This window comes from Pantoea sp. YR525, from assembly GCF_900116775.1.
In the GTDB taxonomy this organism is placed as follows: domain Bacteria; phylum Pseudomonadota; class Gammaproteobacteria; order Enterobacterales; family Enterobacteriaceae; genus Pantoea; species Pantoea symbiotica.
Genome location: NZ_FPBU01000002.1, coordinates 178,471 through 193,586, shown reverse-complemented (window position 1 = coordinate 193,586; position 15,116 = coordinate 178,471). Strand labels below are relative to the sequence as shown.

The 15,116-nt window shown below is 51.1% G+C and carries 13 protein-coding genes and 1 other annotated feature (1 of these 14 running past the window's edge); of the genes, 9 read left to right on the top strand and 4 right to left on the bottom strand.

Annotated elements, in window-relative coordinates; translation table 11 throughout:
- Window positions 1–80, bottom strand: a sequence feature (Trp leader region) (it extends 29 nt beyond the left edge of the window).
- 154 nt (window positions 81–234) lie between these two features.
- Both BM323_RS04365 and BM323_RS04360 read left to right on the top strand, forming a co-directional pair.
- Entirely contained in the window at window positions 235–1,119 is an 885-nt protein-coding gene (locus BM323_RS04365) for an RNase RNM (RefSeq protein ID WP_008106543.1), read from the top strand.
- A gap of 12 nt (window positions 1,120–1,131) precedes the next feature.
- Window positions 1,132–1,752 (top strand): L-threonylcarbamoyladenylate synthase, encoded by a 621-nt coding sequence (locus BM323_RS04360; RefSeq protein WP_008106539.1) that lies wholly within the window; start codon window positions 1,132–1,134, stop codon window positions 1,750–1,752.
- Here BM323_RS04360 and BM323_RS04355 read toward each other — a convergent pair whose 3' ends face one another.
- A complete protein-coding gene (locus BM323_RS04355) occupies window positions 1,753–2,409 on the bottom strand; it encodes a serine protease (RefSeq protein WP_175501684.1) in 657 nt (218 codons plus the stop codon).
- A gap of 817 nt (window positions 2,410–3,226) precedes the next feature.
- On the opposite strand from BM323_RS04355, the gene rluB reads away from it, so the two are divergent.
- Complete coding sequence (gene rluB / locus BM323_RS04350) at window positions 3,227–4,102, top strand: 23S rRNA pseudouridine(2605) synthase RluB (RefSeq protein WP_008106535.1); 876 nt, start codon at window positions 3,227–3,229, stop codon at window positions 4,100–4,102.
- Window positions 4,103–4,139: 37 nt separating this feature from the next.
- On the opposite strand, the gene cobO is transcribed toward rluB, so the two are convergent.
- Both cobO and BM323_RS04340 read right to left on the bottom strand, forming a co-directional pair.
- The gene (gene cobO, locus BM323_RS04345; protein WP_008106533.1) at window positions 4,140–4,727 is read right to left on the bottom strand and encodes a cob(I)yrinic acid a,c-diamide adenosyltransferase; all 588 of its coding nucleotides are present in this window, start codon (window positions 4,725–4,727) and stop codon (window positions 4,140–4,142) included.
- Window positions 4,724–5,488, bottom strand: a complete 765-nt coding sequence (locus BM323_RS04340) for a YciK family oxidoreductase (RefSeq protein WP_008106531.1) — start codon at window positions 5,486–5,488, stop codon at window positions 4,724–4,726. The genes cobO and BM323_RS04340 overlap by 4 nt, the downstream gene beginning before the upstream one ends.
- 173 nt (window positions 5,489–5,661) lie before the next feature.
- Between BM323_RS04340 and sohB the strand changes: the two genes are divergently transcribed.
- On the top strand, window positions 5,662–6,708 hold the full coding sequence (sohB, locus tag BM323_RS04335; RefSeq protein ID WP_008106528.1) for a protease SohB: 1,047 nt from the start codon (window positions 5,662–5,664) through the stop codon (window positions 6,706–6,708).
- 26 nt (window positions 6,709–6,734) lie between these two features.
- On the opposite strand, the gene BM323_RS04330 is transcribed toward sohB, so the two are convergent.
- The gene (locus tag BM323_RS04330; protein ID WP_008106527.1) at window positions 6,735–6,983 is read right to left on the bottom strand and encodes a DUF2498 family protein; all 249 of its coding nucleotides are present in this window, start codon (window positions 6,981–6,983) and stop codon (window positions 6,735–6,737) included.
- 370 nt (window positions 6,984–7,353) lie between these two features.
- Here BM323_RS04330 and topA point away from each other — a divergent pair, with 370 nt between their 5' ends.
- The 5 genes from topA to acnA all read left to right on the top strand — a co-directional run bounded on the left by topA (window position 7,354) and on the right by acnA (window position 15,080).
- Window positions 7,354–9,951: a type I DNA topoisomerase gene (topA, locus tag BM323_RS04325; protein ID WP_008106525.1), complete on the top strand. Its 2,598-nt coding sequence runs from the start codon at window positions 7,354–7,356 to the stop codon at window positions 9,949–9,951.
- 193 nt (window positions 9,952–10,144) lie between these two features.
- A complete protein-coding gene (gene cysB / locus BM323_RS04320) occupies window positions 10,145–11,119 on the top strand; it encodes an HTH-type transcriptional regulator CysB (RefSeq protein WP_007892425.1) in 975 nt (324 codons plus the stop codon).
- A 493-nt stretch (window positions 11,120–11,612) separates the two neighbouring features.
- On the top strand, window positions 11,613–11,771 hold the full coding sequence (locus BM323_RS04315) for a YmiA family putative membrane protein (RefSeq protein ID WP_071531660.1): 159 nt from the start codon (window positions 11,613–11,615) through the stop codon (window positions 11,769–11,771).
- Window positions 11,772–11,774: 3 nt separating this feature from the next.
- Window positions 11,775–11,954 (top strand): hypothetical protein, encoded by a 180-nt coding sequence (locus BM323_RS04310; RefSeq protein ID WP_036648922.1) that lies wholly within the window; start codon window positions 11,775–11,777, stop codon window positions 11,952–11,954.
- Window positions 11,955–12,398: 444 nt separating this feature from the next.
- Window positions 12,399–15,080, top strand: a complete 2,682-nt coding sequence (gene acnA / locus BM323_RS04305) for an aconitate hydratase AcnA (RefSeq protein ID WP_091003307.1) — start codon at window positions 12,399–12,401, stop codon at window positions 15,078–15,080.
- The last annotated feature ends 36 nt before the right edge of the window (window positions 15,081–15,116 follow it).

Genomic DNA, 15,116 nt, shown 5'->3' with positions numbered 1-15,116 from the left:
GGTATCAATCTGCACTGCGGTTACGCGAGTTGTGCACGACGATGTCGCCCGATAAAGGGATCTTCGCGCCACCAACCATTTAAAAGCGTACCGAAAATAGTCATGATTAAATACCCGTTACGTGTGAACTTGTGTACTAGTTAACTGGTTCGGGCGAAAAATGTCAATACCCTTTTTCAGCCAGGGACAAAATCGTTATCATGCCTGCCGGTTTATGCAGTTGCTGGAGTTATCTTGTCGGACATCGCACGTTTTCCCCTTTATGATTTACACAGCCATTCGCTGGCTTCTGACGGCTTATTAACGCCGACCGCGCTGGTGCAGCGTGCGGTTGAGATGAAAGTCGGCGTGCTGGCGATCACCGATCACGACACGGTGGCGGGCGTGGCAGAAGCGCAGGCGGCAGTGGTGCAACAGGATCTGCCGATCCGCGTGCTAGCCGGTTTAGAAGCGTCAACCTTATGGGAAAACCACGAAATCCACATTGTGGGGCTGAATGTCGATTGCCAGCATCCCGCGCTGACTGAATTCCTCGCGCAACAGCATCAGACACGTGTGGATCGTGCACAGCAAATTGCCGAACGCCTTGAGCGCGCGCGTATTCCTGATGCGCTGGCCGGAGCCCAACGTCTGGCGCAAGGTGGCTTGATTACGCGTGGCCATTTTGCGCGTTATCTGGTGGAGATTGGCAAAGCCGATAATATGGCACAGGTGTTCAAGAATTATCTGGCGCGCGGGAAAACCGGCTACGTGCCTCCGCAATGGTGTACAATTAAACAAGCCATTGATGCTATTCATCATTCTGGCGGCTATGCCGTTTTGGCGCATCCCGGTCGTTATGGTTTGTCGGCTAAATGGTTAAAGCGGCTGATTGCGCATTTTGCCGACGTGGGCGGCGATGCCATGGAAGTCGCGCAGTGTCAGCAAGCGCCAAACGAGCGCACGCAGCTGGCAACCTATGCGCGTGACCATCAGTTAGCCGGGTCGCAGGGATCAGATTTCCACCAACCTTGTCCGTGGATAGAACTGGGACGCAAGTTATGGTTACCGGGCGGCGTGGAGCCGGTTTGGGAACGCTTCCCCGAGTTGGCGCCCAGCATTGCTGTTGCAGACAGGTGATATGAGGTTTTTATGAGTCAATATTTTCACATTCATCCCGACAATCCGCAGCCGCGCCTGGTGAATCAGGCCGTTGATTATCTGAATAAAGGCAGCGTGATTGTTTATCCAACCGATTCTGGCTATGCGCTGGGTTGTCGTCTGGAAGAGAAAAATGCCATGGAGCGCATTTGTCGCATTCGCCAATTGGATGGCAATCACAACTTCACGCTGATGTGTCGTGATTTGTCGGAGCTGTCGACTTACGCGCAGGTGGATAACTCCGCGTTTCGCATCCTAAAAAATAATACGCCGGGCAATTACACCTTCATTTTGAAGGCGACCAAAGAAGTGCCGCGTCGTTTGATGAATGACAAACGTAAAACCATCGGTCTGCGCGTGCCGTCCAATCCGGTAGCGCTGGCAATATTGGAGCGCCTCAACGAACCGATGATGTCGACTTCGCTGATGCTGCCGGGCAACGATTTTACCGAATCCGATCCGGAAGAGATTCAGTACAGCATTGGCAAGCTGGTGGATCTGATCATCGATGGCGGTACGCTGGGACAGCAGCCGACCACGGTGATCGATCTCACCAGCGATGCGCCAGTAGTGGTACGCGAAGGCGTCGGTGACACGCGCCCGTTCGAGTAATTATGCATGGTCAGGCGTGGCGTTCTGCGTCTGACCAATATTGGATTCCAGCCAATTTTTGAAATCCCCGTACGGAATATACAGCGAGACATCTTTTAAAATGACTTTCTTGCTGCGCACGTTAGATATTTCATGGCTGTAACCGACAATCACGCCGCCGATAGTTTGGTCAGCATTATATACCGCGCCACCCGACATTCCTTGCACAACCCCAGCATTTGATGCCATCGCCATGCAGGGCTTTTTATTCCATTTATTGGTAATTGCGGTGCGCGCTAAATTAACGCCGCTCGATTCCACTGGCATAGCGGAAATAAAGCTATAGCCGTACATTTTAATCGGTTCACCAATCGCACCGCTGCGGAATTTAGCCAGCGTTTCTGGGCTGTTCTTATGATAAATAATCGCGACGTCGCAATAGGGATGATAAGCCTTCACACGTTGCACGGCGGTTTTTGCCACGTGCGCCGCCGTCAGACTGTATTCTGGCGTCAAAGGAATGGTTGTGCCGAGGATACCCAAACCCAGCACAGTCGGGATGCCTGTCACGCTCATATCAACGTGTTGCATCGCAGTACGACTGTACTCAGTGTGGCCCACGGAACAACCGCTCAGTGCCAGCGCAGCAAGCGCAGGCCAAAGCAGAGAGGTTTTCATGGCAGTGATCTTCATTAAAGCATGTCCGTAAAATCCCTGGTGAAGACTTTCGACATGCAAATTAAATTCATTCCGTAAATGAATAAACGCGTCAAATCCCGCGCGCGCCGGTTTATAATATCAGTGAAATTACACAGTGTTCGTTAATGGTTTGTTAGTTGAACGAATATAAATAGTAAATAAAAGCTATGTTATTATGACGACTCACTGGATTTCAGGCTTAAATTTTACACAGTTTTTTCTTCAGAACAATTCATCAAATTTAATATTAATCAAAAAATACAAAAATACAGACTTAATCCAACCTGTAGTGCCAATAAACTATCAATTTACATTTATTACCAGAAAAGGGCTTATTTAACGCCATTAAATAGTTTTTTATGCTGTTTTGTCTTTTTTTATTAGATTTAAAGTTTGTGATTATCCTTAAGCGTGGCGCGCAATACTGCCCTCGCAGTCTTGCGAAGCGCTAATGTATCAGGTGGCTTAAGTTGGGGGCTGATTCAGGTGAGAGAGGTGAGGGGCAAATGACAATATTTCAGTGACTTGGTGTGAATGCTGATGACGAAAAGGAGATCGATCTATCAGTCAGCTGAATGTTTATTGTCGTGGTGCTAATTAAGCCGTTTTTAACGGACCCTCTGTTATCGGCAGCAAAGGAAAAGGTGTTAACAAAACTTGCGTTAGTGTAAAATCGCGGGCCGTCTGAGATTGCAACAGCGATGCAGAGCGGTAACAGATTCTGATATGGGAATTGGTAATCCCTGTATCGTACCTCTTCTTACCACGACGCCTGGGAAGGCGACAACGAGGCTCCATGAGCGAAAAATTACAGAAAGTATTAGCGCGCGCCGGTCACGGTTCGCGTCGCGAAATCGAAACCATGATTTCAGCCGGACGCGTCAGCGTTGACGGCAAACTGGCGACGCTTGGCGATCGTGTTGAAAGTGATAAATCCCTGAAAATCCGTATTGATGGTCATCTGGTGTCCATCGCTGAGTCGGCGACCGAAGTGTGCCGCGTACTGGCATATTACAAACCGGAAGGTGAACTCTGCACGCGTAACGACCCGGAAGGGCGTCCAACCGTGTTTGATCGTCTGCCGCGTCTGCGTGGTTCACGCTGGATTGCCGTCGGTCGTCTGGATGTGAATACCTGCGGTTTAATGCTGTTCACCACTGATGGTGAACTGGCTAACCGTCTGATGCACCCAAGCCGTGAAGTTGAGCGTGAATACGCGGTTCGCGTGTTTGGCGAAGTGGATGACGATAAAATCCGTCAGCTGAGCAAAGGCGTGCAGCTGGAAGATGGCCCGGCATCGTTCAAGACCATTAAGTTTGCTGGTGGCGAAGGCATTAACCAATGGTACAACGTGACGCTGACCGAAGGACGTAACCGCGAAGTGCGTCGTCTGTGGGAAGCGGTCGGCGTGCAGGTTAGCCGACTGATGCGTGTGCGTTACGGTGATATCCAGTTGCCGAAAGGCCTGCCACGCGGCGGCTGGATCGAGATGGAATTACCGGCGGTCAACTATCTGCGTACGTTAGTCAGTATGCCGGAAGAGACGGTGACTAAAGTTGCCGTCGAAAAGGATCGTCGTCGCACCAAGGCTAACCAAATCCGTCGTGCGGTAAAACGTCACGGTGTGGTGAGCAACAATCCGCGTCGTAATAACACCAAACGCGGTTCCTGATGCGAAACCTGACGCCGTAATTTGCGGCGTCAGCGTTTTACCAGTCTATTCCTTGCTGTGCCTGAATTCCCGCATCGAACGCATGCTTCACCGGACGCATTTCCGTCACGGTATCCGCCAAATCCAGTAACGTACGATGACAGCCGCGACCAGTAACGATCACGCTTTGCTGTGCAGGGCGCTGGTTCAGCACATCGACCAACTCATTTAAATCCAGATAATCCATGCTCACCATGTAAGTGATTTCATCCAGGATCACCAGATCGACGCTGTCATCAGCCAACATGCGACGCGCCTGCTGCCACACCAACTGGCAGGCGGCGGTATCTGTCTCGCGGTTCTGCGTATCCCAGGTAAATCCCGTGGACATCACCTGAAATTCGACGCCGTGCTGCTCCAGCAAGTTGCGTTCACCGTTTGGCCATTCGCCTTTAATAAACTGAACCGCCGCCACTTTTTTGCCGTGCCCGCAGGCGCGCAACGCGGTGCCGAAAGCGGCGGTGGTTTTGCCTTTGCCGTTACCGGTGAACACCATCAAAATGCCGCGCGTCTCGGTGGCGGCGGCGATACGGGCATCGACCTGCTCTTTAAGGCGTTGCTGGCGTTGCTGATGGCGATCGCTCATGCGGTTGCTGGCCCCGCTTTACGTCCCGGCTGCGCATCGAAGCTGGTACCGGTTTTACGACGACTGTCATCGCCCATTAAATAGAGGTAGAGCGGCATCAAATCAGCCGGGGTTTTGAGTAAATTGGCATCCTCTTCCGGGAAGGCGCTGGCGCGCATTTTGGTGCGCGTGCCGCCAGGATTGATGCAGTTCACTCGCAGATGACGGTTTTTATACTCGTCGGCCAGTACCTGCATCATGCCTTCAGTGGCAAACTTCGAAACCGCATACGCGCCCCAGCCGGCACGTCCGGTGCGGCCTACGCTGGAGGTGGTAAACACCAGCGATCCGGCATCTGATTGCAGCAGCAGCGGCAGTAATGCCTGGGTTAAATAGAAGGTGGCATCAAGGTTAATCTGCATCACGTCACGCCAGATCTGCGGATCGAGTTCTTCCAGCGGCACAATCTCGCCCAGAATGCCGGCGTTGTGCAGCACGCCATCCAGACGCGGCACCAGAGCAGCGACCTGATCGGCCAGCTGCTGGCAGCTTTCTGGCGTGGCTTTAGCCAGATCCAGTAACAAAGAAGACGCAGGCTGCTTGTTTAACTGGTTGATGGCTTGCTCAGTTTTCTGCAGCGAGTCGGCGTTGCGTCCCAGCAGGATGACGCGCGCGCCGTAGCGCGCATAGGTCAACGCTGCTTCACGGCCAATGCCGTCGGAAGCGCCGGTGACGAGAATGATGCGATTTTCCAGCAGATCGCTTTTCGGTTGATAATGCACAGCGATATCCTTTGCTCGGGTCAGGAGGTTTTTGGCTTTATGCCTGAATTTGCCGCGCGGTGCAATCGCTTAGCCTCGCATTCTGTGCCGCCTGCGGGCATTTCAGGCGACGACAGCGCGTAAAGCGGGTAAACTTGAAGCTGTTGTAATTTACTGTTTAATAAGGCGGCAGAATGGATTTTTTCTCCAGTTACGGATTATTTCTGGCTAAGGCCGTCACCGTGGTGGTGGCGATCGCAGCTATTGTTCTGATTGTGCTTAATGCCGCGCTGCGTAAACGTCACAGCAGCGGCCAGCTGCGTTTGACGCATCTTGATGATGACTATCGTGAGATGAAGGAAGATCTGCAGCTCGCCAAAATGAAGCCACAGGCGCAAAAAGTGTGGCTCAAGCAGCATAAGAAAGAAGAGAAGCAAAAGGCGAAAGCCGATAAACGCAATGCCAAAGCGGGCGTGAGCGAGACGCTGAAACCCACGCTGTATGTGCTGGAGTTCAAAGGCAGCATGGACGCGAGTGAAGTCACCTCATTGCGTGAAGAGATCTCCGCAGTGCTGGCAGTTGCGCTGCCGGGCGATGAAGTGCTGCTGCGTCTGGAAAGCCCAGGTGGCGTGGTACACGGCTACGGTTTGGCGGCTTCGCAGCTGCAACGTCTGCGTGATGCCGGCCTGCAATTGACAGCTGTAGTGGATAAAGTCGCTGCCAGCGGCGGTTACATGATGGCTTGCGTGGCCGATCGTATTGTGGCGGCACCGTTTTCTATTATTGGTTCGATTGGCGTGGTCGCGCAGATCCCTAACTTCAACCGCCTGTTAAAGCGTAACGATATTGACGTCGAACTGCATACCGCCGGTCAATACAAACGTACCTTAACGCTGTTTGGTGAAAACACCGACGAAGGGCGCGAGAAATTCCAGGAAGATCTCAATGAAACGCATCAGCTATTTAAGGATTTCGTACAGCAGATGCGTCCGTCGCTTGATCTGAATAAAGTGGCGACCGGCGAGCATTGGTATGGCCGTCAGGCGCTGGATTTAGGTCTGGTCGATGAAATCGGCACCAGTGATGCGTTGATTATCAAGCATATGGATCGCTTCACCGTGTTAGGCGTGCACTATGCACGTAAGCGTAAAATGATGGATCGCTTTACTAACAGCGCCAGTCTGGCGGCAGAGCGGTTGATTCTGAAAATATGGCAGCGTGGCGAGAAGCCGCTGTTGTAACCGAGCCCGGCAATTGCCGGGCTTTTTTATGCCAGATGATATTGAGAGGAGAGTTCGACCGCGAGGTGTTTAAACACATTAAATACCGTGGTGGTTTTGGCGGTGGGCAAGCCTTGATCATCGAGAAAATAGGGACCGCGAAACACCAAAATCTCACCTTGCTGAATCACGTCATTAGCTTCTAATCCGACAAAATAATTGTCGTGCTGCGTGATCATCTGATTGGCTATTTCCAGTAACGCGTGGCGTGAAATAGATTCTGTTGGCACTGACATTTTTCACCTCTTTTTTGACAGCCATTTTTCTCCTTCTATATTACTTGCGAGCTATCGCGTTCAGCAAATCAGCATTGCGTCATAAAACTGGCGCAAAATTAGGCAGAATGCTAATTAAGTTGCGTAACGGATTTTATCAGGTAGAGTGTGGGCGATTCAGCTTTCAGGGAGATCACACCCGGATGTGTGGTTCTGTCAGATGGAAAACTCGCTCCTAATCATAAAGTTGCAGAAGTCGACGCAATCTGACCTGAGATTATCCCTGCTGCCTTGAAATGCGAAATGCTGGCAGCAATATTGAACCCATTGGGTTTTGGGACCTCCAATTCTCTCCCGTTTATCAGGACGTTTCATTTAGGTAAAGGTACATATGGGTAAATCACTCGTAATCGTTGAGTCCCCGGCAAAGGCCAAAACAATCAATAAATACCTCGGTAATGACTACGTGGTGAAATCCAGTGTCGGTCATATCCGTGATTTGCCGACCAGCGGTTCAACTGCCCGTAAAAGTGCCGACGGGGAAAAAGCGAAACCTGGAAAAAAGGTAAAAAAGGATGAGAAAGCCGCACTCGTAAACCGCATGGGCGTTGATCCATGGCATGGTTGGGAAGCGGATTATCAAATTCTGCCGGGCAAAGAGAAAGTTGTCGCCGAGCTGAAAAACCTGGCTGCCGATGCAGACCACATCTATCTCGCAACCGACCTTGACCGCGAAGGGGAAGCCATTGCCTGGCACCTGCGGGAAGTGATCGGTGGGGACGATAAGCGCTTTAGCCGCGTGGTGTTTAACGAAATTACCAAGAATGCGATTCGTCAGGCGTTCGACAAGCCGGGCGAGCTCAATATTGAACGTGTCAACGCACAGCAAGCGCGCCGCTTTATGGATCGCGTGGTGGGTTACATGGTATCGCCACTGCTGTGGAAGAAAATTGCTCGCGGCCTGTCAGCTGGTCGCGTTCAGTCGGTTGCTGTGCGCTTGGTGGTTGAGCGCGAGCACGAAATCAAAGCCTTCGTGCCAGAAGAGTATTGGGAAATCGATGCTGATTTCGCCACGCCGAAAGGCGCCGATCTGGCCATGCAGGTTACGCATCAGAATGACAAAGCGTTCCGCCCGGTTAATCGTGAGCAAACTCACGCGGCGGTAGCGATTTTGCAGAAAGCGCGTTACGAAGTGCTGGATCGTGAAGACAAACCGACCAGCAGCAAGCCTTCTGCACCATTTATTACCTCAACGCTGCAACAGGCGGCGAGTACGCGTTTGGGCTTCGGCGTGAAGAAGACCATGATGATGGCGCAGCGCTTGTATGAAGCGGGCCACATCACCTATATGCGTACCGACTCCACCAACCTGAGCCAGGATGCCGTGGCGATGGCGCGTGGCTATGTTGAGAGCAGCTTCGGTAAAAAGTATCTGCCAGAAGCGCCAAATACTTATGCCAGCAAAGAGAATTCACAGGAAGCGCACGAAGCGATTCGTCCTTCTGATGTGAATATCGTCGCTGAGCAACTCAAAGATATGGAAGCTGACGCGCAAAAACTCTACCAGCTGATTTGGCGCCAGTTCGTTGCTTGCCAGATGGTACCGGCTCAGTATGACTCCACCACGCTGACCGTGGGCGCGGCTGAATTTAAATTGAAAGCCAAAGGCCGTACGCTGCGTTTCGATGGCTGGACGCGCGTGATGCCTGCGCTGCGTAAAAATGATGAAGATCTGACGCTGCCGCCAGTTGATGTTGGCGACATGCTGGATCTTAAAGAGCTGATGCCAAGCCAGCACTTCACTAAACCGCCAGCGCGCTTCAGCGAGGCGTCACTGGTCCGTGAGCTGGAAAAACGCGGCATTGGTCGTCCATCTACTTACGCCTCGATTATCTCTACCATTCAGGATCGTGGTTACGTGCGTGTTGAGAACCGCCGTTTCTACGCTGAAAAAATGGGTGAAATTGTTACCGATCGTCTTGAGTCTAATTTCCGCGAGCTGATGAACTATGACTTCACTGCGCGTATGGAAAATAGTCTCGATCAGGTGGCGAATAATGAAGCCGAATGGAAAGCAGTGCTCGACTCCTTCTTTAGTGATTTTAGCCAGCAGTTAGATGATGCTGAGAAAGATCCGGAAGAGGGCGGCATGCAGCCTAACCAGATGGTGTTGACGTCGATTGACTGTCCAACCTGTAGCCGTCCGATGGGAATTCGCACCGCCAGTACCGGCGTGTTCCTTGGTTGCTCGGGTTATGCGTTGCCGCCGAAAGAGCGCTGCAAGCAGACCATCAACCTGATCCCGGAAAATGAAGTGCTCAACGTGCTGGAAGGCGATGATGCTGAAACCAACGCGCTGCGCGCCCGTCGTCGTTGCCAGAAGTGTGGCACCGCGATGGACAGCTATCTGATCGATAACCAGCGCAAGCTGCACGTCTGCGGTAATAATCCAGAGTGCGACGGCTACGAGATCGAGCAGGGCGAATTCCGCATCAAGGGCTACGATGGTCCGATTGTAGAGTGCGAGAAATGTGGTTCTGAGATGCACCTGAAAATGGGGCGTTTCGGTAAGTACATGGCCTGTACCAACGACGAGTGCAAAAACACCCGTAAGATTCTGCGTAATGGTGATGTTGCGCCGCCGAAAGAAGATCCGGTGCCGCTGCCAGAACTGCAGTGTGAAAAATCGGATGCTTACTTTGTGTTGCGTGATGGTGCCGCAGGCGTGTTCCTTGCCGCGAATACCTTCCCGAAATCACGTGAAACGCGCGCGCCGCTGGTGGAAGAGCTGCAACGCTTTGCCGACCGTCTGCCAGAGAAGCTGAAATATCTGTCAGAAGCGCCAGCCGCCGATCCGGAAGGGAATAAGACGATGGTGCGTTTCAGTCGCAAAACTAAACAACAATATGTCTCTTCCGAAAAGGATGGCAAAGCCACTGGCTGGTCAATGTTCTATATTGACGGCAAATGGCAGGAAGCGAAGAAGTAATTCCCCACAAGGCCAGCATGCGCTGGCCTTTCTCTTATCCTTATAGCTATTCGTTCTACATTCTTCCTTTAACTGATATAGTAGTTATAGAACTCTTTTCGTTTCGCTGACTCGCTTTCCCTCCCTCACTGCAATCAAGGCGGAAACACGCCTGCCGGGAATGCACCTCTGTCGCTACCAGGAAGATATAACTATGAAATTGCAGCAGTTGCGTTACATCGTCGAAGTGGTAAATCACAATCTTAATGTCTCATCGACCGCCGAAGGCTTATATACCTCGCAGCCAGGCATCAGTAAGCAAGTCCGTATGTTAGAAGATGAGCTGGGCGTGCAGATATTTGCGCGCAGTGGTAAGCATCTGACGCAAGTAACGCCTGCAGGCGAAGAGATTATTCGGATTGCGCGTGAAGTGCTCTCCAAAGTTGACGCGATTAAATCGGTTGCCGGTGAACATACCTGGCCGGATAAAGGTTCGTTATATGTAGCGACCACGCACACGCAAGCGCGTTATGCGCTGCCTGGCGTTATTAAAGGTTTTATCGAACGTTATCCACGCGTCTCATTACATATGCATCAGGGATCGCCCACACAAATAGCTGAGGCGGTTTCAAAGGGTAATGCGGACTTTGCCATTGCCACTGAAGCGCTGCATCTGTATGACGATTTGATCATGCTGCCGTGCTATCACTGGAATCGCGCCATCGTCGTGACGCCCGACCATCCGCTGGCAGGTAAATCGAATGTGACGATCGAAGAGCTGGCGGATTTCCCGCTCGTGACCTACACCTTCGGCTTTACCGGCCGTTCAGAGCTGGATACCGCGTTCAATCGCGCAGGATTAACACCACGCATCGTCTTTACTGCGACAGATGCTGACGTAATTAAGACCTATGTGCGTTTAGGCTTGGGCGTTGGCGTGATTGCCAGCATGGCGGTGGACCCGATTGCAGACCCCGATTTGGTGCGCATTGAAGCATCAGAAATCTTTACGAATAGTACGACCAAGATTGGCTTTAGACGTAGCACCTTCCTGCGCAGCTATATGTATGATTTTATTCAACGTTTTGCACCGCACCTCACACGTGATGTGGTGGATGCGGCGGTCGCACTGCGCTCCAATGAAGACATTGAAGCGATGTTCCGCGACATCAAATTACCCTTCAAGTAAATTCCTAACTCATTCTTTTGCCAAGGTGTCCAGTGGGCACCTTCGGAATCCCTTAGCGCTTAGCGCCACGAGTACTTCAAAAAAAATCATTATTTTTATGTAAATGAAACATGGGTCACATGTTTTTTCATTGTTATCTATTAAATGCGAATCAGTACACAATTTTTACGATGCTACTTTGCAGCTCGCCAGGAATATTCCCATACTCTAGTTAAGAGTTGATGGAGAAGGGCTTTTTTATTGGGTTGGTAAATTAAACTCAAATTTAGATTGGATCTAATTTGCTGTTAACCCAAATTTACAATGTAACGATTTAATTAATAGTTATGTTGGCAATTAAATTTATCTCATCAATCTTTTGTGTTTTGATAAATAGCGTTAATCGTTGTGCTCAATAAAAATAACTGGATTTTCGGTCTTAACAAGTTTAGGATTCGTCCTAAATCTTAATCGTTGTCATCAATCGTTTTATTGAGAGTGATTATCAAAAACTATGAATACGAGAATAACTGTACAGCCGGGCTTCCGGACTAAAAGCACCAAAGTTGAGCGTACTGGCAACACCCGTCGCAAAGCTTGGATGACTGTCTTCGCTGCTTCAGCACTGTTCTGGGTAGTGGTGGCGTTAATGATTTGGCGTATGTGGGGTTAAGCCATGTGGGCAAATACACTCAGTCGTAAGCATCCGGTTTCTGCGCGTCAGCCGCAAACGCCTGCGTGCAAAGTGAAAGACGTTGTATCCACTGAACCACAAGTGACCATTCCTGTTTCGTGGGAACTCAGTGAGAATCAGCGCAACTTTATTGAATCCTTCATGGATATGAAGTCCAAATAACGCGGTATGCGTTCTGTTCCATATTTAGACATTTAGTCCCTCTTTTTGCCGGATTATCCGGTGGGCAAGTTAAAAGCCCGTCCTTTAACACTCAGCATTAAAAAAACGGTGTCATCAGTACAACGCTGAAGACGGTGGACTTTTTTTGCCCGGAATCCGGGAGGGAGTGAATTATGAACATCAATACAACGACATTATCCTGGGTGAGCGTATATACCTTTTCCCTGGCTTTTTGGGCTGCCGCCTTTTGGGCGATGATTTAAGCTCTAACTCAAATTAAACTGAATTATATAAATGCCCTGACAAACGTCGGGGCATTTTTCATTGTGCTTTTATGTGTCAATTCGTGTTGTTATCAAAACGTTAACGGTAATGTGGTCTATCTTTAAGTTAAACCTTGCAGTCACTGAGGTTTAAAAAGAGATTCACTTACATGGAGGCGCTATGTCGTTAACGTTACGCGAGCAGAGTCAGGACACGCTGGATGTTCGGGCAAAAAAATATCATTACTACAGCTTGCCCAAAGCAGCTCAGCAATTGGGCAATATTGATCGTTTGCCCAAGTCAATGAAAGTCCTGCTGGAAAACCTATTGCGTTGGCAGGATGGTGATTCTGTCACGCTAGAAGATATTGAAGCGTTGGTCGCCTGGCAAAAAGATGCTCACGCCGATCGTGAGATTGCTTATCGTCCAGCGCGTGTATTAATGCAAGATTTTACCGGCGTGCCGGCGGTGGTGGATTTAGCCGCCATGCGCGAAGCGGTGAAACGCCTCGGCGGCGATGTCGCCAAAGTCAATCCCTTATCCCCGGTAGATCTGGTCATCGACCACTCTGTCACCGTAGACCATTTCGGTGATGACAAAGCCTTTGGTGAAAATGTGCATCTGGAAATGGAGCGCAACCATGAGCGCTACGTCTTCCTGCGCTGGGGGCAAAAAGCCTTCAATCGATTCCGCGTCGTACCGCCGGGCACCGGGATTTGTCATCAGGTCAATCTGGAATATCTCGGTAAATCTGTCTGGCATGAGACGCTGAATGGGCAAGAGATTGCTTATCCCGATACGCTGGTGGGCACCGATTCGCACACCACCATGATCAATGCGCTCGGCGTATTGGGTTGGGGGGTCGGCGGAATTGAGGCTGAAGCGGCGATGCTTGGCCAGCCGGTTTCGATGCTGATTCCTGACGTAGTCGGTTTCAAACTCACCGGTAAACTGCGTCCCGGTATTACCGCAACGGATTTAGTGTTAACCGTCACCCAAATGCTGCGTAAACACGGCGTGGTAGGTAAATTCGTTGAGTTTTACGGTGATGGATTAGCGGACTTGCCGCTGGCCGACCGCGCCACCATCGCCAACATGGCACCGGAATATGGTGCGACCTGCGGCTTCTTCCCGGTTGATGATGTTACCTTAAGCTACATGACGCTAACCGGCCGCGATGCTGAGCAAGTTGAACTGGTTGAGGCTTATGCTAAGCAACAAGGTATGTGGCGCAATGCGGGCGATGAACCGGTGTTCACCAGCTCTTTAGCGCTGGACATGGGTGATGTTGAATCCAGCCTTGCCGGACCAAAACGCCCGCAGGATCGCGTATCGCTGGGCGATGTTCCTACAGCCTTTGATGCCAGCAACGAACTTGAAGTCAATCAGGCGCAAAAGCCGCATAAAACGGTTAGCTATCGTGATAGCGAAACCGGAGAAAGCTATCAGCTGGATGACGGTGCGGTAGTGATCTCGGCGATTACCTCTTGTACTAATACCTCGAATCCTAGCGTGCTGATGGCTGCCGGTTTGCTGGCGAAGAAAGCCGTGGAACGCGGCCTGATGCGCAAGCCGTGGGTTAAAGCTTCGCTGGCGCCTGGTTCTAAAGTGGTTTCTGACTATCTCGCTGTGGCCCAACTCACGCCTTATCTGGACGAATTAGGGTTCAATTTGGTCGGTTACGGTTGTACCACTTGTATCGGCAACTCCGGTCCGTTACCCGATGCGATAGAAAGCGCGATTAAAGAGGGCGATCTCACGGTTGCTGCCGTGCTTTCGGGTAACCGTAACTTTGAGGGCCGCATTCACCCGCTGATTAAAACCAACTGGCTGGCTTCGCCGCCGTTGGTGGTGGCTTATGCCTTAGCGGGTAACATGAAGATCAATCTGCAATCTGATCCGATCGGCCAAGATCGACAGGGCAATGATGTCTTCCTCAAGGATATCTGGCCTTCACCGGAAGAAATTGCGGAAGCGGTGCAGAAAGTTACCAGCGATATGTTCCACAAAGAGTATGCCGAGGTGTTTGACGGCACGCCGGAGTGGCAGCAAATCAAAGTCAGCGAAGCGGCAACCTATGATTGGGATGGCGATTCTACATACATCCGCCTGTCGCCATTCTTCGATGACATGGAGAAAACGCCGAAGCCGGTACAGGACATCAAAGGCGCGCGCATTCTGGCGATGCTGGGTGATTCCGTCACCACCGACCACATTTCTCCGGCGGGTAGCATCAAAGCGGAAAGTCCAGCCGGACGCTATTTGCTGTCGCATGGCGTCGAGCGCACCGATTTCAACTCTTACGGTTCGCGTCGTGGTAACCACGAAGTGATGATGCGCGGCACTTTCGCTAATATCCGTATTCGTAACGAAATGGTGCCGGGTGTGGAGGGCGGTTATACCAAACACTTCCCGACTAATGAGCAGTTGGCGATTTACGACGCGGCAATGAAGTATCAGCAGGAAGGCGTACCGTTAGCCGTGATTGCCGGTAAAGAGTACGGTTCAGGCTCCAGTCGTGACTGGGCAGCAAAAGGGCCGCGCTTACAAGGCGTGCGCGTAGTTATTTCCGAATCCTTTGAGCGTATTCACCGCTCTAACCTGATTGGTATGGGGATTCTGCCGCTCGAGTTTCCGGCTGGCGTGACGCGTAAAACGCTGCAGCTCACCGGTGAAGAGTTTATTGATGTGGCGAACCTGTCACAGCTGAAACCGGGAGGCACTGTAAACGTCACGCTGACGCGCGCGGATGGCAGCAAAGAGACGCTGGAAACGCGCTGCCGTATCGATACGGGTAACGAACTAACCTACTACCAGAACGACGGTATTTTGCATTATGTGATACGCAATATGCTGAACTAAAAGAAAAAGCCGGGAATTCCCGGCTTTTTTTATCTG